Here is an 18,873-nt window from a genome sequence, read left to right on the forward strand (position 1 = left end):
TCAATGGCATTGCGCTGAGACGTTATGTGTTTTGTCAGAAATTTGCATTAACTGATAGGTTGCCTGACAGCTTCCCCCGGCCCAGCTCACTTCCACCGATCCGTTTTCTGGGGCCCCGTTGAGCCAGACACAATTGCGATCGTCAACAATGCCTTCAGGAACATTGCTGTGATTTTTGATGCTTGCCGTCGCGCCAAAGGGGATCTCCTTCCCGGTTAACTGCAACATAACTTTGTAGCCAATGACGGTTGGGAAATCAGCAAGCGACAGCGCCCCTTTGGTTGGTATGACAGTGAGTGTGTCATTCAGCACATCGGTGTTGCTGTTCAGCGATGCAGTATCAAGAGACAGGCTGTTCTGCCAGTATGGCGTAACATACGGCACAACGGCAAAGCCTCTGCTGTCGGTATAGATACCGCTGTTATTCGCCACCTTTACTGCCCCTGCATTGTCCGCTTTCACCAGCGCCATCGTTTCGCCAAGGGGCTGAGTGGCTGAGACGCCATAAGGATGGACCACCACTCAGCCCATCGTGCCGACGGATACCTGACGGTTGTCGCGGGAGTAGTGATAGCCAAACTGATACTCTCCGTGTGGCCCTTTATAATTCGCCGAAGCGCTGCCCATCACGTCCGAACCTCTGCTGTTGTGACCTTGCTGTAGGTTCCAACTTAGGTTTTTATCTTCCAGCGCTGAACCGGGTAGCCCCACCTGAGAAGTGGTATCGCCTTTTTTATTGCTATTTACGGATATCGTCATCCAACTGTCTGGCAGGAAGAGAGAGAACGGGATCTGCATCATAAAGGAGACAACATGATCGTTCTCATTTTGCCAGGGGCCACGTGAGTAGCTGTAATTCAGGCCGTAGGTAATATGGCTGAGACTGGTGTTGTAACCCAGGTTGACGTTGCGCTCGGTATCGCCGCCCCAGTAGTCCTGCTGCCAGGCGGAGATATTCACATTACCCCAGTTGCCGAGGCGTTGGTTCAGCGTTACCTGCGCTTTACTGCGTTTATTCCGCACATACCGCCAGTTACCACCTTCCTGCACATTGTCGCTTCCAATGCGATACTTATTCACGTCTCCGTTCGCTTCCTGGAAATCGCGAAAGCCGGAAGAGGAATAGCGATAGCCCATCAAACTCATTGAGGTGCCCGTCGACGCAAAATCTTTAGCGTACTGCGCGCGAAACGAAATACCTTCTTCTGTCTTGTCCGGAATCTGCGCATGGGCAAAAGTCGTATCAAAAGAGAGTGAGCCGAAATCACCAAACCCTTTGCCGATACCCAATGCGCCTGCCTGGTAATCGCCCGATGCCAGCATACCGCCGTAGACAGTAGTATCCCATGGCAACCCGTAGCTCATTGTGGCTTAGAGGAATTCCGGTTCCTTGTCTCTACTGTTTAACGCGCGATATTTCCCTGCCGCCAGCGAATACTTCGACTGACCTTCACGCTGCATGACCGGCACCGCTGAAAATGGCTGAATAAACTGATGCATCGAGCCGTCCGCTTCGCGCACCGCAACCGCCAGATCGCCGCTGGCGGCAGTTGGATAGAGATCGTTAATGATGAACGGACCTGGCGGAACATAGAATTGCCAGATAATGTTGCCACCCTGACGAATGGTCACCTGCGCGTTGCTCTGCGCAATACCGCGGACCACCGGAGCGAATCCGCGTACGCTTTCCGGCAGCATAGCGTCATCCGAATAGAGGTGCGCGCCGCGAAAGTTGACGCTGTCGAATACGCCGGCCTGCGTATAGCCATCGCCCATACTGAACTGGCTTTTCAGGACCTTAATATCGCGTTCTAATGACGTATTAATGGTGTTCCACTGTGCAGCACCATCGTTTTTGTTATAGGTTGAATAATTACGTAACCGCCAAGGACCAACGTTGATCCCGCTGCGCAGATTCAAATAGCTGTCATTACGCGAGTCCCCGTTGCCGTGGCTATTGGCGGCAGAGAAGTTGTAATTCATAAACAGCATATTCAGTCCATCATCCCACTGTTCAGGCGGTACAGCCCCCTGTGGATCGCGCTGCATATACTCTTGCGGTACGTAAAGATCCAGTCTCATTTTATCAAACTGAAAATTAAGTTGGCTATCTGGAAGTAACTCACTAATATTTTTTTACGTTATCCGTTTCTACCATAGTCATCCAGTCAGGTTTCGCGTTGCTCTTAACGCCCCACTTCACGAAATCTGCAGGTGTCAATACCGGAGCCAATGCATTCATATTGCCGATGAAGGAGATATCACGTGACTCGATATATTTTTCGTTTAGATAAACATCGACATGGTAGATCCCAGGCAACTGTCCGTCCGTCTTGCTAAAACGAGATAAATCAATATCGCACGGAATATTTTCACGTGTTTCAATAAAGTCTGGTGAGAAATAGTCTTCAGCCAATAGAGCTGGAGTATGAGTACACAGATAAATAAGGGCAGATAATTTCGTTAATTTTGCACAGTTTGAAATAGTGTCGAAATGCAACATAAATAATTAGCCTACATTTTGATTTTTTGTTCAGTCGTTACACCTCCGAAGTCATTGATCGCACGCCACGACACATCGTCACCCATTACCGTTGGCTGAGATAGTGAGACCGTTTGAAATGGCAAAACCATTGGAGGTTTTGATAACTTTTTTCCATTAACTTTCAATTCATAAAGCGATACGCTAAAGGGTGACGGATTATGAATATGCAGCTTTCCAGCTTCACTCGAGAATTTCAGCTGCTGGTATGCCTATGATGGATCATCTTTTAATCCCTGCTGACGGTAAAATAATTTCATCTTACTCTTCACCGCGATTAGCAATTCATTTTTCGCGTCCGGAGATGATGAGGGAATCGCCTTTATATTCAACCAGTAAACGCTTTCTCTGTCGGTTGGTAAATTTTTATCAATTAACATGACACGAACAGAATTTTGCGTATGCGGATTTAGCTTAAACAGCGGTGGTGTTGTGGAAAAATCATTGTCATCATCACTGTTCTCATTTTTACTCACCCATGACTGAATAAGATATGGCTTATTGTCCGGGTTGTTAACACTTATCGCTGCCTGACTCGAGTTACCATTATAGATAAGTCGAGTGCCCCCTATTTCCACACCGCTGATTGCGGCGACGGAGATAAATAATAATCCAGCGGCAACTGATTTATATACCTTCTGCAACATAATAGAATCTCAAAAATTACTCAGGGCCATGCATGGCCCTGCTTTTATTGGTAAATCACGGTAAACGACGTTGAAGCGTTTGCTGTGCCAGCCCCCCCACGGTGCCAGTCGTTATGTACTTTGCAAAGTAGGTCAACGTATTATAGACCTCTTCCAGCAGCGTTACATTGGCTGAGGGTGAACCAATTGGAATCAGCGTCGCATTATCCTGCTTATAAATCGCCACTCCCACATTTGTCGCGTTTTGACCGGCCGTAAGTGCCAGAATCGATAAGTTAGTGCCATTGGTCGTTCCATCAAAACGAATGCTGGCGCTGGAGATACCTTCCGGGCACGATTTAAGCACAATATTAAAACGTCTGGAGGCCGCGGTAGCGCCGCTACCTCCTGAAAATGCGGTTGTTGCAACATTTCCCAGGTCGACTGGTTGAGCAATAGCAGACGGATCCACCACGCATGCTGTACCAGTAATATTGCCGGTGAAGTTAATTGCGCCATCACCGGCATAGGCAGTCTGCAGCGCAGAGACAGAGACAGAGACAGAGACAGAGACAGAGACAGATAAAATCGCAGAGATCAGTACATTTTTTTTCATATATAAATTCAACCATCTAGATAAATATTTACGTGATAATATTTTTAACTGTTATGACTAATTTTTTCATTTACTCCAGTAAGTCACCCCCCCGGATAATTAAAGAGTTCGATTACGACAATGTAGATTGTCAGCAAGTTTTTTATAAATCCTTACTCGTGCAAGATTTCGGTATAAAGAGATACGATTGCCGAGTTGCAGTTTCAATATCAAACTGCGCCTATGGGTATAGAATGTTTTGACCGTCATGCCTAATCGCTGACCAATCTCATTTGCATCAAGCCCTTTCTGCATACACGAGAGCACTTCACTTTCTCGTAGAGAGAGTCTGAATTTCACCCTATATCTATACTGTGAATCTTTGACAAACAAGACAAAATTTCATTCAACCGACATCGCTTATCAATAAATGTGATGTTATATATATGTCTTAACGCATAATAATCAAGATCATTGGTGATAAATGCAATGATCTTTCTACTCGGGAAGAAATGCTCTCTAATCTGTTTAAGATTTATCGCCTCAACATCCACTATGTAGTAATTTTTATCAATCAACTTCGACGTTAATAACGCCTGGATGCCGACGATGAAAAAATTATTATCAGAAAAAACAGAGTCTGACAAACCCATAAAGCTTCCTTTTTCGGCATATCTTCTTTATTTTTTTAGCCTCAGTGATTCACCTCAAATCCGCGGTAAAATTAACAGAAAATAACTCCAAATGGCATCATTGAAGTAATACATTTAGGGCACCTTAATAAAAATAATCATTTCTCCTGTCTTTTTATAGACAAAAGAATAATAATCCGATTTTAAATGGCTAGATCAGGGTTAAAAACCAACAGTAGAAACAAAAACAATATTTAAGACCGAGTCATTAAATAGGTTCAGCTTAATGATCTAACTAGGTTTGATAGTCAAAACTTGAATTAAATGAAAAAACGGATTTTTCTTAGGTAAAATACCAAGATTTATTAACAAAATCTTTTCCGTTAGAACGAGGCTAATTTTACTTGGTTCACAACAAAAAAATATCAGCGGTACCTTATTTTTTTGTCAGGTACCGCCTACATCTGTAGGAAGGTTATGGAATGAAATTATTAATCGCCTGATCGAGTTCATTCAGTAACGTTTCCATGTGTTCAAGCTCCCTTACAAGCTCTGAAGAAGAAATAGTTCCTGATAGCTTAGCTTCCAGCGATTGTGCGGCGGCCATGAGAGACTTAATGTCCAGTAACTGAGCGGTCCCGTTGATGCGATGGATATGGTGTTTTACCGTTTGCCGATCACCGTCGCCGCCTTCCTGTTTGGCCGCCAATAAATCGCGACGGTTTTCTCGTTGTGCATCTTTCAATACCGTAAGCATTAGCAACCGATTTCCTTGCGCCAACATCGCAAGTTTTTCGATATCAAACATGTTGTTGTCTGTATCTCACCCCTGAGAGTAAGTGAGAGATTTGCGTAAGCGTAATCGGTTTGAAAAGACAAACATTCATGCCCGCTTCCAGACAACGTTCACGCTCATGCTCCTGCGCGGTGGCGGTCAGCCCCCAGATGGCAAGTGCGCCATTAAATTTCCTCACCTGCCGGGTCAATTCAAGGCCATCCATTACCGGCATGTTAAGATCGGTAATGAGTAAATTATAATCACCTCGCCGCACATAACGTAGCGCCACTTCCCCGTTGTCGGCTTCATCCGCCACGATACCCAACACCGCGAGCTGTCGTTTCAGGAGTAGTCGGCTGGAGGGATGATCATCAGCAATCAACACCCGTAGCGTCCCTTGGAAGATAGGTGCAGATGGGCTAACATCAACAGCATCGGGAATGACATCAAAGGAAGCCTGCACTGGCAAGCTCAGCGTCACGATGGTTCCATTATTGACTTCACTTTGCAGAGCAATCTCTCCGCCCATTTGCGTCATTAGTGCTCGGCTGATTGCCAGTCCCAAGCCCGAACCATGATGATGCTCACCTACTTTCCCTTGGCTGAAGGCCATAAATAACCGTTTCTGCTCTTCGGCACTTATACCCGGTCCTGAGTCACGCACAGAGATAATCAACGTATCGTTGTGCTTTATCGCCGAAACCTGCACGTATCCGTTCTGCGTAAATTTCACCGCATTACCGATGAGATTGGTGAGTACCTGTCCCAACAGTTGTGGATCCAGTCGTATTGCTTCTTTCTGCTCTAAATGAGCGTCATAATCCAGCACGATCCCTTTTTGTACGGCTAGCGCGTTGAACAGCGTTATCTTTTCTTTTATCAGAACATCTGCATACACCCACTGTGGAACAACATCCAACAGACCCGATTCAATCTTCTCAAGATCGAGGATTTCGCCAATCAGTTTTAACAGTGAGCGTGATGCAAGGGCCGCTTGGTCAATCGATGCTTTATCTTCGTGGCTGAAGCGCGCCGGAGAGAGTTGCAGGAATTCCAGAAATCCCATAATGGCGCTGATCGGGGTACGGATTTCATGACTCATATGGGAGAGAAATTCTCGTTTCTCTTCATTGGCTCGTCGGGCCCTGTTCCGCTCAGCTTCCAACAGAAGTTGAGATCGTTTTCTGCTACGGACTTCCCAGACCAGATACACAGCCCACAATGAGGTGCTCACCACCAAAAATATTGCCAACGCCGCCACTAGATAGAAACGGCTGTTATACAGCTCCCATGTCTCTATTTTGACATCCGGCAGACGTATCCATTTACTGACGATCTGTAAGATCTCTTTTTGCAGAATATCGGCCAGCGCTTTGTCCAGTATCTGCCGTAAATCTGGTTCAGAGCGAGGAACAGCGAAACTGATTGCAGCCGGTTCTTCGCCAGGAAGCCCAAGCCAAGTGAGTTGGTCAGGGTAATAATGCTCGCTTAGGTAGCGGGCGGTTAACTGATTCGAAATTGCGGCGTCTACCTTCCCTGTAGCCACAAGATTTAATGCCACACTGGCGTTTTCCACCTCTTTCCAATGAATACCCGGATATTGTGACTTCAGCCTCGCCAGTAACGAATGATCAACGCTTATCGCCACATGCGACCCCGATTGTAATGTGTTCTCCTGGCTCTCCGCTTTTCTGACAACAATAACAACTTGCGTGGTAATAAAAGGATGGGCAAAAGAGATGTAATTTTTCCGGCTCATATTATAGGTCGCGGCTGGCACAATATGCCAGTCGCCTTTCTTAATCTCTGAAATCATTTCTTCATTCGATTTAACGATAACAGTCTCAAGCCGTATACCGGTTTGCAGGCTAATTAAATTCAGTATATCATCCGCGATACCACGCATTTCCTGATTACTATCGACCATTGTATAAGGGGCGAACCACGGATTTGTGATGACGCGTAGCACTTTATGATCATTCAACCACTGTTTTTCGCGTGGCGTCAGATTCAATGGTTCAATCAGAAATGACAGATTGCTTTTGTCGATCATCGACAGGGCAATTTGTCCGTGAACATTTTCATCAATCCTGCCAAGCGTGTTATTCACAATTGTCAGCAGGCGTTCCTGGCTGGGCAAAAATAAAAAGAAACTCTTTTTTTGCGGCTCTGTCCAGTATTTAACAGTAGTTAGTGCCAGACTGAATTCCTGGGAAAGCCATGTACTGGTGGTAAGCGAATCGCCCATAAACCACTGCTCTTTTCCGTTGGCTACGGAGCTTAGTGCCTCTTGATAGTTGGAATAGTTAGCAATCTCCGCATTGGGAAATGTCTGGCGAATAAAGTCTGCTCCGGGATAGTTATTAACAATCGCAATACGGGTGCTTTGCGCACTTTGCAACGGAGACATAACATTGGCTAGCGATGTCACTAGATTAGGCCAGGAGTGCACCAGTGGCAGCGAGGCATTGATTCCTTCTTCACTTAGAGGACTACTCTCCAGGCCGGTCAACATCATGTCAACCTCACCCGCTTTTAACGCCTCAAGCGCAACTGCCTGGTTTTTATATGCCATCACACGCAAGCGGATATTAAGAGAATGTTGAATAAGCGCCAGATAATCTGCATTCATTCCACGATAACGTCCAGTTACCGTTGTCTGTGCTAGCGGGGATACCTCAGATTGATAAACAGCAACCCTGAGCGTTTTTATCTGTTGCAACCAGCGCTTGTCATCCTTAGTCAGATAAACCGGCACCGACGTAACGTATTTATTCCCTGATAACTCAAGCTCAACTGGCGGCTCATCCTGCGCGTAGGCAACATGCCCGGTTATTAGCAAAAACGTGAGCATGAGTACGAGCCTCAGCGTCATCATCAGATCAGCTTATTTTGGTGGGCAAAAGAGAGCAGCTAGATTAACGTTTTGCAGCGTAGCTTTTCCATTAATCGTGTTTTATAAGTGCTGACCGTTTTGCTACTGATATGCATTAGTTCACTAATTTGCGAATTATCGAGGCCGCACAGAACATAGCCCATAACTTTCATCTCTTGCTCAGAGAGTGATTCCAAGCGTTGCGTATCTGTGATGACATTTGAAGGTGTTTCCAGAAAAAAAGGAAAGTAGCTGTAGCCATTCTGCACCGCATTGATGGCGGCCAGTACATTCTCCATATCCTGTTTTTTGCTGATAAACGCATTAGCTCCCACCTGTGCACAGCGCTTACTGTAATAACGATCGTTCTTCGCTGACACAACAATCAACACGCCCGGAAATTGCCGTGCCCTGAGCCTCTCAACAAGCTCAACGCCGTTTACTCCAGGGATCTCAATGTCGATGATGACAATATTTTCTGTCGTGTTCATAAGTGTTTTCAGAGCAGCAGTACCATCTTCATATTCGTCGATCACGGTTATGTGCTGTTTCTCCAACACACCACGAATCGCCATCCGAGCAAGAGGGTGATCATCCACAATAATTGCAGTACGGGCTTTACATTCGATCATACTTCACCTGACAAACTATCACACTGAAATCTCTCTCTTCTCTTGATAGTAGCCTAAACGATGCGGCGCCGCGATTAGCTAATCATAGTCATATTTACCAGAATAATCCGCGCATCTGATACTGGGTTTTCTGTGTAATCAATACCCAAAATGGGTTTAGCGAAAGACAGATAACTCAAAGAGTAGGAACCTGGCAGGTTCAGCCTACACCGTCCCACAAGCGCCCATGCTCAACCACATCATTGATGGACAAGTCAGTCGGTTTTATCTTCGCAAGATCACAGTCCACCAGCATGTGGTGCACATAACAGCTTGTTCGTCCGGCTTTACCACATAAGTCCGGATTATTGATATACGTCATCAATGGTTGCTGCACGCGTATTTGGCTTGCATCTGAATTGGACGGGACACCACGCCTTCACGTCCGACAGCTCGACGTTTACCCCATGTTTTTATCAACGCCATTTTCCAAACGTTTTACTTTCACGGTAAAGGTGTTTACCCTGCTGCTGCACTCCCACTTTGCAGCGGTATATAACAGCCTCATCTGCGCGGGGGCGTTCAGCAATGGTAAAACAGGCCATTTCGTTATTGTCCTCACCGATCAGGACACCAAAAAAATGGTGCCCAGTGAGTACAAGAAGAAAAAGAACCCGATAGAAATGCTCGAGAAAATGACAGAAGTAAAAATCCCTACAAACAGCGTAATAACTAAGAACAGTGATGGTTTTAGCCTGAATCGCTTCTCCATCGCGCCGATGCTCGATTGGACCGATCGCCATTGCCGTTATTTCCACTGCCAACTGACCCGTCAAACGCTGTTATACACCGAGATGGTCACGACCGGCGCCATTATTCACGGCAAGGGAGATTATCTGGCTTACAGTGATACCGAGCATCCGGTGTCGTTGCAGTTGGGCGGCAGCGATCCTGCCGCGTTGGCGCAGTGCGCGCAGTTGGCAGAGCAGCGCGGCTACGATGAGATCAATCTCAACGTTGGCTGCCCTTCGGACCGCGTGCAGAATGGACGCTTCGGTGCCTGTCTGATGGCAGAAGCCGAACTGGTGGCGGATTGCATCAAAGCGATGCGCGATCGGGTATCGATCCCCGTTACGGTGAAAACCCGTATCGGCATCGACGATCAGGATAGCTACGCTTTTCTGTGCGATTTTGTTCACACCGTGGCCGAGCGCGGCCAGTGCGATACCTTTATTATCCATGCGCGCAAAGCCTGGCTTTCGGGCCTGAGTCCAAAAGAGAATCGCGAGATCCCGCCGCTGGATTATCCGCGCGTCTACCAGCTCAAGCGCGATTTCCCGGCATTGACCATCGCCATTAACGGCGGGGTAAAAACGCTGGAAAAGGCAAAAACCCATTTGGCTCAGCTCGATGGGGTGATGATGGGGCGCGAAGCCTATCAAAATCCCGGCCTGCTACTGGATGTCGATTCGCAACTGTTCGGTATTGATGCGCCCGCCGTCAGCCGGTTTAGCGTGGTGGAAGCAATGTACCCTTACATGGAACGTGAACTGACCAACGGAACCTATTTGGGCCATATCACCCGCCATATGCTGGGCTTGTTCCAAAGTATTCCCGGCGCGCGCCAATGGCGTCGTCATTTAAGCGAAAATGCTCATAAACCCGGTGCAGGCATCCCGGTGGTGGAAGCGGCGCTAGCGCTGGTACGCAATCGCACAGTATAAAAAACACCAACTGTTAGTCAAAATAGCCACAAGCTATTGCCCACACTGGCATTCCCTTCTGATAAATCAATACGTTATCAGAAGAGGAAGGTTGGCATACTTATTGTAATACCTCCCGCAGAACGCGCCGTTAGTACAGCACACCTGATTGATGAGAGAAATCATGCTGGAGTTTTTGTTCGTTGTGGGCTTTTTCGTGATGTTAATGGTCACCGGAATTTCACTGATTGGCGTACTGGGCGTACTGGTCATTGCTGCAGTGGTCATGCTGGAGGGTGGGCTGATTGTTACCGCCATCAAAGTGCTGCCCTGGCTGCTGCTGGCGATGGCGATCGTCTGGTTGTGGCGTTACTGGCAGCAAAAACCGCTGCGTGATTACCGCTGATGCCACGCGTTGTGACGGCAGCTGCAAATACCGCTTCTGAGCACCACGATCCCCAGTAATTTACGCCAATTTTGTGCGCCAGCAGATATTTTTTCCCCTAAGCCGCTGTTAGGATGGCGGCTCTTGGTCACTATGACTGCCTCCATGTAGCAAGGCGGTTTGCGTAACCGGTAACACGCACAGGACACGCGGCCTGCGCGAATCAATAAAAAATGATTTCATCCGCGTCAGAGCATCATCATCCAAAAAAATTACGCCTCGATGCGCTGACGTTCGCCACGCTTTACCCTACATACAGCATGTATGAAATATCAAAAATAATGCAGCAACAAGGGCCCCGTTTGGGGCCCTTACTTTTTACGCTTACCTACCATTTTAGGACAAACTACAGCGGCTCACTTATCGTCCTGGGATCAGCAGGCAGGAACCGTACGTCTGACGACTCTCCAGTGCGCGATGCGCTTTTTGCGCTTCCGACAGCCCGAAGATCTGATTGGCAGAAACATCTACCTTGATTGCACCGCTGGCAATCAGCGAAAACAGCTCGCTGCTCGCTTTATCCAGTTCTGCACGATTGGTCACATAGCCAAACAGCGACGGACGCGTCACGTAAAGCGACCCTTTCTGATTCAGAATGCCCAGGTTCACGCCGGTCACCGGGCCGGAAGCGTTACCGAAGCTCACCATCAAACCGCGACGTTGCAGGCTATCGAGCGAGGCTTCCCAGGTGTCTTTACCCACCGAGTCGTACACCACCGGCACTTTCTGCCCATCGGTTAATTCCAGTACCCGTTGTGCGATGTTCTCGCTGCGATAGCTGATGGTCGCCCAAGCACCCGCCGCCTCGGTGCCCAGCCCAGATGGGAAGGCCTGTACCGGATAAAGCCCACTGCGCACGTAGGTATCGATAAAGTTGATCCCGACAGCACGGTTTTCAATTTGTATTTCACCCACAGCCGGTTCACGCGGGGTAAAATCAACGTACTCCAGCACCTCAGGGCCGCCGTGGGCGCTGAATTGAATGCGTTTCGCCATGTTTTCTCCTGATGCAGTCCGGTGCGATAAACACACGGGCGCGTTTTTATCACGTCAGTTTCGTATACAATGCCTCCTTATGGAATGACAAATCAACCAATAAAGAACGTAATCCCATGGCAGAAAAGCGCACCGCCCCCCCATCGAAACAGCCCCGCGACCAACAGGTAGAAGGGTTAAAGCTTCCGCCCCACTCGCTGGAAGCGGAACAGTCGGTTCTGGGCGGCTTGATGCTCGACAACGAGCGCTGGGATAACGTCGCAGAACGCGTCGTCGCCAACGATTTCTACAACCGCGCCCACCGTCTGATTTTCAGCGAAATGCAGCGGCTATTGGAATTGAACAAGCCCATCGATCTCATCACCCTGTCCGAGTCGCTGGAGCAAAAAGGCGAACTGGACACGGTCGGCGGTTTTGCTTATCTGGCAGAACTGGCGAAGAACACCCCCAGCGCCGCCAATATCAGTGCCTACGCCGATATCGTGCGCGAACGGGCGGTGGTGCGTGAGATGATCGCCGTTGCCCATGAAATCGCCGATGCGGGTTACGATCCACAAGGTCGCAGCAGTGAAGATCTGCTGGATCTGGCAGAATCGCGCGTGTTTCAGATCGCCGAAAACCGCGCTAGCAAGGATGAAGGCCCAAAAAGTATCGATCGCATTCTGGAAGATACCTTCTCACGCATCGAGCAGTTGTATCAACGTCCTCACGACGGGGTAACCGGCGTTTCCAGCGGCTATCAGGATCTGGATAAAAAAACCGCCGGGCTGCAAAAATCGGATTTGATCATCGTCGCGGCGCGCCCCTCAATGGGGAAAACCACGTTCGCCATGAACCTGTGCGAAAACGCCGCCATGATGCAAGAAAAGCCAGTGCTGATCTTCAGTCTGGAAATGCCCGGCGAACAGATCATGATGCGTATGCTGGCCTCGCTGTCACGCGTGGATCAAACCCGTATCCGTACCGGGCAGTTGGATGATGAGGACTGGGCGCGCATCTCCAGCACCATGGGCATTCTGCTTGAGAAGAAGAACATGTATATCGATGACTCTTCCGGCTTGACGCCCACGGAAGTACGTTCCCGCGCGCGCCGCGTTTTCCGTGAGCATGATGGCCTCAGCCTGATCATGATCGACTACCTGCAACTGATGCGAGTGCCTGCCCTTTCGGATAACCGAACCCTTGAAATCGCCGAAATTTCCCGTTCTCTCAAAGCATTGGCAAAAGAATTGCAAGTACCTGTGGTCGCACTCTCTCAGCTTAACCGTAGTCTGGAGCAGCGAGCGGATAAACGCCCGGTCAACTCCGACCTGCGTGAATCCGGCTCTATCGAGCAGGATGCCGACCTGATTATCTTTATCTATCGTGATGAGGTTTATCATGAAAACAGCGATTTGAAAGGCATCGCTGAGATTATCTTGGGGAAACAGCGTAACGGCCCTATCGGTACCGTTCGGTTGACCTTCAACGGGCAGTGGTCGCGTTTTGATAATTACGCCGGTCCACAATACGATGATGAATAAATAGCGCACCTGAGCGGGCAGCGCTAAGGACAGTAGAAATGAAAACGGCAACCGCCGTCATCAGTCGCCGCGCATTGCGTCACAATATGCAGCGCGTGCGCCAGTTAGTGCCTAACAGTCGGCTGGTCGCCGTCGTCAAGGCCAACGCATACGGCCACGGCGCAGTGGAATGCGCCACCACCCTTCATAATGCCGACTGCTTCGGCGTCGCCCGACTCACGGAGGTGTTGGCACTGCGCCAAGCGGGCATCACCAAACCTATCCTGCTACTGGAAGGGTTTTTCTCTGCCGATGACCTCCCCTTACTGGCACAGCATCAATTGGAAACCGCGGTGCACAGCGTCGAACAGTTGGAAGCATTGGAGCAGGCTGATTTACCGCATCCCCTTACCGTGTGGATGAAGCTGGATACTGGCATGCACCGTTTGGGTGTCCGTCCTGATAAGGCAGAAGCGTTTTATCAACGGCTGACCCAGTGCCGCAATGTGGTGCAACCGGTGAATATCATGAGCCATTTTTGCCGCGCCGATCAGCCTGAGTTCAATACCACTCTGAAACAGATCGCCTGCTTTGATGCCTTCACTGAGGGAAAACCGGGCGCGCAATCTATCGCGGCTTCCGGCGGTATTCTGCTGTGGCCACAGGCGCACCGCAATCAGGTACGACCGGGGATTATTCTCTACGGCGTATCACCACTGGCCACCGAAACTGCCGCACATTTTGGACTGCAACCGGCCATGACGCTCACCTCACATCTGATCGCGGTGCGCGAGCACAAAGCGGGCGAAGCCGAGGGATACGGCTGTATCTGGACCAGCGAGCGCGATACCCTGCTCGGCATGGTCGCGATGGGGTATGGCGATGGCTATCCGCGCTCAGCACCGTTTGGTACACCCGTACTGGTCAATGGCCGTGAAGTACCATTGGTGGGACGCGTATCGATGGATATGTTGACGGTCGATCTGGGACCCGATGCACAGGAGCAGGTGGGCGATGAGGTGATATTGTGGGGAGATGCACTGCCCGTCGAGCGGATCGCCGCACACACCAAGATAAGCGCTTACGAGCTGATTACCCGTGTGACACAACGCCTGGCGTTGGAGTACCTCGACGATTAATGCGTAAGAAAGGAGTACCGCAAGGTACGCCCTTCCCATCAATTACACGTCACTGACTACGATATCTTCTGGCGTGCGGTTACGATTCTTCACCCGATAAGCCACAGTCATTGCCACCAGCCACACAGGAATCAACCACACCGAGATCTGGATACCGGGCGTAATTGCCATGATCACCAGAGTACCCGCCAGAAACAGCAGGCAAATTACGTTAGTCACCGGATAGCCCCAGCTTTTGAAACGCGTTTCCTTTGCGGCCACTTGCATCGCATGGCGGAACTTAAGGTGTGTAATGCAAATCATCGCCCAGTTGATCACTAACGCGGACACCACCAGCGCCATCAGCAGCTCAAACGCTTTGCCCGACATCAGGTAGTTCAACACCACGCACAGCCCGGTTGTCAGCGCCGATACGCCCGGCGCGTTCAGCAGAATACCGCGTTTGTTGATGCTCAACAGTGCGCGAGGTGCGTTGCCCTGTTTAGCCAGGCCAAACAGCATACGGCTGTTGCAATAGATGCAGCTGTTGTACACCGAGAGCGCCGCAGACAGCACCAACAGATTCAGCACGGTTGCCACCACGTTGCTATCCAGCGCGTGGAAAATCAGCACAAACGGGCTGCCGCCTTCCACCACTTTCTTCCAGGGGTACAGCGACAGCAACACCGCCAACGCACCCACATAAAACAGCAGAATGCGATAAATAACCTGATTGGTGGCACGCGGAATACTTTTTTCTGGCCGATCGGCCTCAGCGGCAGTGATCCCGACCAGTTCAAGACCTCCAAAGGAGAACATGATGACCGCCATCGCCATCACCATGCCACCAAAACCATTGGGGAAAAACCCACCGTGTTGCCACAGGTTAGCCACGCTGGCCTCCGGCCCGCCACTCCCGCTTATCAGTAGATAGCAGCCGAACGCAATCATGCCGATAATCGCCGCCACTTTAATGATGGCAAACCAGAATTCCATTTCGCCGTAAACCTTCACGTTAGTGAGGTTGATGGCGTTAATCAGCAGGAAGAAAACGGCCGCCGAAACCCAGGTCGGCACATCGGGAAACCAGTATTGAATGTAAATCCCGACCGCAGAAAGCTCAGCCATGCTGACCAGCACATAGAGCACCCAGTAGTTCCAACCGGACATAAAACCGGCAAAGCTGCCCCAGTATTTATTGGCGAAATGGCTAAAGGAACCGGCCACGGACTCTTCCACCACCATTTTCCCTAACTGACGCATAATGAAAAAAGCAATAATCCCGGCAATCGCATAGCCCAACAATACCGATGGCCCGGCCATTTTGATGGTTTGCGCAATCCTCAAAAACAGCCCGGTGCCTACCACGCCCCCTAATGCAATCAACTGGATATGGCGGTTTTTTAACCCTCTTTTAAGCTGATCCGTTGTCTGCGACGTATCCATGACATTCCCCGAACAAGATGTTGTGTTGGCAATCTCATAGCAACAATCAGGCCAACCTCAGCAAGGCCACGACGAATTCCGGCCATAAATGAAACTAATACCATGAATATATTAATTATTTTTATTATCACGTTGCGGGATACTCAATGGCAGCACAAAACAGATTGATGCATAAACAGGCAACCGCATGCACAAAATGCCCTTAATTGCATCACTGTACGCACGATATTGCGCCAACATGGTGCATGCCCATTGGTTGTGCAATCCCCCCGAGAACGGGGATGTGAAAAGAAGCGGCACGCAGTGATAAAAAGCTGTTAGTCTGTTTTATCTCCCGATACATCATGCGGATAAAGCACTATGTACCAGATAGACGATTATGATTTGAAAATGCTGACCTTACTGCAAACCAACGGCCGCTTGACCAATCAGGAGTTAAGCGAACTGATCGGGTTATCCGCATCGCAGTGTTCGCGCCGTCGCGTTGTGCTTGAGCAGGCTAAGCAGATCCTGGGCTACCACGCCCGCCTGGCACCCAATGCCATCGGTCTGGAGTGTCTTGGTTTGATCGAAGTGCGCCTGATCAACCATACCGCCGACTACGTGGAGCGCTTTCACCAGATGTTAGGAGAGGTAGATGCGATCATTGATGCCTACAAAACCACCGGCGATGCCGACTATTTACTGAAAGTTGCGGTAGCCGATCTGCAAGGACTGAGCGATCTGAGCAGTCACATCTTGTCGCAGAATAAAAGCGTCTCTCACCTGAAGACCTCAGTTGTGCTGAATCGCCTGAAAGAAAATGGATTGATGCAGCCTAACTGAAGGCTTGCACCCTATTAGGGCAAGATGCTTCCTTTTAGTGCATGGACACCGTCATATCACGCAAAAAAACTAAGCTTAATGAACTTTTCATGCAGATGGTAATAACTGTATTTCAATAACTTATACTTATTACCCGCGTTAATTCGCCAACCTCTCCACTTTCAGCGCCATTTTTGGTGCACTTTTTGCTTTGCTTGCGTCACATTTTGATTTTTTCTGCCATTGAGCACACCATGGATAACGTTGTTGCAACTGAAAATCTTAAACACACCCTGCTGGAAGATGTTCTGGCGCTGTTGATTGGCTCATTGATGGTGTCTTTTGGGATCATCCTGTTACGTCAATCTGGCGCACTCACCAGCGGCACAGCAGGGATAGCATTCCTGCTGCACTACATCACGCATATTTCATTTGGCACCATTTTCTTTCTGATCAACCTGCTGTTTTATTATCTGGCCGTTCGCCGCATGGGCTGGCATTTCACCATCAAGACCTTCTGTGCCGTCGGGTTGGTTTCCCTGCTGTCAGACGTGCATCCGCTGTTTATTCACTTCGATAGACTTCAGCCTTTCTATGCCACGCTGTTTGGCAACATAATCATTGGGCTAGGCTTTATTGTTCTGTTTCGCCACAAGGCCAGTCTGGGTGGCGTGAATATTTTGGCGCTCTACCTTCAGGATCCGTACGACATACGCGCTGGCAAGTTACAAATGGCGGTTGATGTGGTGATTGTGCTGGCTTCACTGTTTGTGGTAAGCATACCTATGCTGGTGGTTTCCGTATTAGGTGCCGTGATTCTTAACTTAATCATTGCGATGAATCACCGCCCGGGGCGTTATACGGTCTAAATGATCGCCCAGGGGTTGCGCGCTGCGCGTTAAGCGTGGCAGATAATTATTTCAGGAGAAAAACCGTGTTCCAACATGTCGACGCCTATGCCGGAGATCCTATCCTGTCTCTGATGGAAAAATACAAGCAGGATCCGCGCGCAGATAAGATCAATCTCAGTATCGTGCTCTATTACAACGAACAGAATATCATCCCGCAATTGCGCGCCGTGAGCAGTGCCGTTGATGTACTTGAAGCGCAGCCCAAAGCGGCTTCCTCCTATTTGCCCATGGAAGGTTTCCAGCCCTATCGTTCCGCTATTCAGACGCTGCTGTTTGGCAAAGAACACCCGGCGCTGGCTGCAAACCGCATCGCCACTATCCAGACGCTGGGCGGTTCCGGCGCACTGAAAGTGGGTGCTGACTTCCTGAAACACTATTTCCCTGAATCCGAGGTATGGGTCAGCGATCCGACTTGGGAAAACCACATCGCTATTTTTGCCGGTGCCGGATTTAAGGTACACAATTACCCCTATTTTGATGCACAAACGCTGGGCGTAAATTTCGATGGCATGGTTGCCACACTGGAAAGCTTGCCAGCGCGGGCGTTCCAGCCCTGATAGCCAACTCCTTCTCCAAGATTTTTTCTCTTTATAGTGAACGCGTGGGTGGGCTCTCCGTGGTGTGCGAAGATGCCGAAAGCGCACAGCGCGCGTTGGGGCAGTTGAAGGCCACAGTGCGTCGTAACTACTCAACACCGCCGAATTACGGTGCTCAGGTGGTTTCTAACGTGCTGAATGATGTAGCACGCAATGCGGAGTGGAAAACGGAAGTCGAAGAAATGCGTTCACGTATTCTCGCCATGCGTAAAGCGCTGGTGGATGCTCTGAAAGCAGAATTGCCAACGCGCAATTTTGACTACCTGCTGACACAGCGCGGCATGTTTAGCTACACCGGTTTCAGCCCGCTACAGGTAGATCACCTGCGCGACGAATTTGGTGTTTATCTGATCGCCAGCGGCAGAATGAGTGTTGCAGGTCTGAATTCGGGCAACGTCGTACGCGTCGCCAAAGCGTTCGCTGCGGTTCAATAACCCACCAAAGGCTTAACGCCAGCGTTAAGCCTTTTTTTTGCCATTCCACTTATCTAACGATTCCTCTTTCGCCGTGATTCATAAGAAATTTTTATATAGCACGACATTGACACTCCGCTTGCTCTAAACTACTACTTAAGACATATCCCATAATTTATTACCCAACAGATTTCGATGGATAGGCCGCAGTCCTCAGTGGGGTTTGACGGTCAATCATGTAAAAAACCACGCTAAGGAGATAATTTATTGTTTAAATTGA

At 49.3% G+C, this 18,873-nt stretch carries 17 protein-coding genes and 2 pseudogenes; 7 read left to right on the plus strand and 12 right to left on the minus strand.

What is annotated here, in order from left to right; translation table 11 throughout:
- The 10 genes and pseudogenes from CS369_RS24260 to evgA form a co-directional block, all read right to left on the minus strand.
- Entirely contained in the window at positions 1-228 is a 228-nt protein-coding gene (locus CS369_RS24260) for a FimD/PapC C-terminal domain-containing protein (protein ID WP_244665178.1), read from the minus strand.
- 84 nt (positions 229-312) lie between these two features.
- Positions 313-2,082 (minus strand): annotated as a pseudogene (locus tag CS369_RS21630) (fimbria/pilus outer membrane usher protein); the annotation flags it as partial.
- 43 nt (positions 2,083-2,125) lie between these two features.
- Complete coding sequence (locus CS369_RS24760; RefSeq protein ID WP_280514844.1) at positions 2,126-2,503, minus strand: FimD/PapC N-terminal domain-containing protein; 378 nt, start codon at positions 2,501-2,503, stop codon at positions 2,126-2,128.
- 11 nt (positions 2,504-2,514) lie between these two features.
- On the minus strand, positions 2,515-2,742 hold the full coding sequence (locus CS369_RS24265) for a hypothetical protein (protein WP_307833742.1): 228 nt from the start codon (positions 2,740-2,742) through the stop codon (positions 2,515-2,517).
- A gap of 12 nt (positions 2,743-2,754) precedes the next feature.
- Positions 2,755-3,189, minus strand: a complete 435-nt coding sequence (locus CS369_RS24270) for a molecular chaperone (RefSeq protein WP_244665173.1) — start codon at positions 3,187-3,189, stop codon at positions 2,755-2,757.
- 55 nt (positions 3,190-3,244) lie between these two features.
- Complete coding sequence (locus tag CS369_RS21640; protein ID WP_244665174.1) at positions 3,245-3,784, minus strand: fimbrial protein; 540 nt, start codon at positions 3,782-3,784, stop codon at positions 3,245-3,247.
- A gap of 99 nt (positions 3,785-3,883) precedes the next feature.
- A complete protein-coding gene (locus tag CS369_RS24275) occupies positions 3,884-4,078 on the minus strand; it encodes a LuxR C-terminal-related transcriptional regulator (protein ID WP_244665175.1) in 195 nt (64 codons plus the stop codon).
- A 792-nt stretch (positions 4,079-4,870) separates the two neighbouring features.
- Positions 4,871-5,203: an Hpt domain-containing protein gene (locus CS369_RS24280; protein WP_244665176.1), complete on the minus strand. Its 333-nt coding sequence runs from the start codon at positions 5,201-5,203 to the stop codon at positions 4,871-4,873.
- Positions 5,196-8,051: a transporter substrate-binding domain-containing protein gene (locus CS369_RS21650; protein ID WP_244665177.1), complete on the minus strand. Its 2,856-nt coding sequence runs from the start codon at positions 8,049-8,051 to the stop codon at positions 5,196-5,198. Before CS369_RS21650 ends, CS369_RS24280 begins: the two co-directional genes overlap by 8 nt.
- 35 nt (positions 8,052-8,086) lie before the next feature.
- On the minus strand, positions 8,087-8,680 hold the full coding sequence (gene evgA, locus CS369_RS21655) for an acid-sensing system DNA-binding response regulator EvgA (RefSeq protein ID WP_196908643.1): 594 nt from the start codon (positions 8,678-8,680) through the stop codon (positions 8,087-8,089).
- A 674-nt stretch (positions 8,681-9,354) separates the two neighbouring features.
- On the opposite strand from evgA, the gene dusA reads away from it, so the two are divergent.
- Positions 9,355-10,383, plus strand: a complete 1,029-nt coding sequence (dusA, locus tag CS369_RS21660) for a tRNA dihydrouridine(20/20a) synthase DusA (RefSeq protein ID WP_196908652.1) — start codon at positions 9,355-9,357, stop codon at positions 10,381-10,383.
- Between the two features lie 163 nt (positions 10,384-10,546).
- Positions 10,547-10,768, plus strand: a complete 222-nt coding sequence (gene pspG, locus CS369_RS21665) for an envelope stress response protein PspG (protein ID WP_196908644.1) — start codon at positions 10,547-10,549, stop codon at positions 10,766-10,768.
- Positions 10,769-11,167: 399 nt separating this feature from the next.
- Here the strand turns inward: pspG and CS369_RS21670 are convergent, their stop codons facing one another.
- Positions 11,168-11,803: a zinc-binding dehydrogenase gene (locus tag CS369_RS21670; protein WP_196908645.1), complete on the minus strand. Its 636-nt coding sequence runs from the start codon at positions 11,801-11,803 to the stop codon at positions 11,168-11,170.
- A 116-nt stretch (positions 11,804-11,919) separates the two neighbouring features.
- On the opposite strand from CS369_RS21670, the gene dnaB reads away from it, so the two are divergent.
- Both dnaB and alr read left to right on the plus strand, forming a co-directional pair.
- Complete coding sequence (dnaB, locus tag CS369_RS21675; protein WP_196908646.1) at positions 11,920-13,326, plus strand: replicative DNA helicase; 1,407 nt, start codon at positions 11,920-11,922, stop codon at positions 13,324-13,326.
- 38 nt (positions 13,327-13,364) lie between these two features.
- Complete coding sequence (gene alr / locus CS369_RS21680) at positions 13,365-14,444, plus strand: alanine racemase (protein ID WP_196908647.1); 1,080 nt, start codon at positions 13,365-13,367, stop codon at positions 14,442-14,444.
- 42 nt (positions 14,445-14,486) lie between these two features.
- Here alr and CS369_RS21685 read toward each other — a convergent pair whose 3' ends face one another.
- A complete protein-coding gene (locus tag CS369_RS21685; RefSeq protein WP_196908648.1) occupies positions 14,487-15,869 on the minus strand; it encodes an amino acid permease in 1,383 nt (460 codons plus the stop codon).
- Positions 15,870-16,229: 360 nt separating this feature from the next.
- Here CS369_RS21685 and CS369_RS21690 point away from each other — a divergent pair, with 360 nt between their 5' ends.
- The 3 genes and pseudogenes from CS369_RS21690 (at position 16,230) to CS369_RS21700 (ending at position 18,614) form a co-directional block, all read left to right on the plus strand.
- A complete protein-coding gene (locus CS369_RS21690; protein WP_196908649.1) occupies positions 16,230-16,694 on the plus strand; it encodes an Lrp/AsnC family transcriptional regulator in 465 nt (154 codons plus the stop codon).
- 233 nt (positions 16,695-16,927) lie between these two features.
- Complete coding sequence (locus CS369_RS21695) at positions 16,928-17,542, plus strand: YitT family protein (protein WP_196908650.1); 615 nt, start codon at positions 16,928-16,930, stop codon at positions 17,540-17,542.
- Between the two features lie 65 nt (positions 17,543-17,607).
- Positions 17,608-18,614 (plus strand): annotated as a pseudogene (locus tag CS369_RS21700) (aminotransferase class I/II-fold pyridoxal phosphate-dependent enzyme).
- Positions 18,615-18,873: the final 259 nt, after the last annotated feature.

The sequence above is a fragment of the Candidatus Symbiopectobacterium sp. 'North America' genome (assembly GCF_015762685.1).
Lineage (GTDB): Bacteria > Pseudomonadota > Gammaproteobacteria > Enterobacterales > Enterobacteriaceae > Symbiopectobacterium.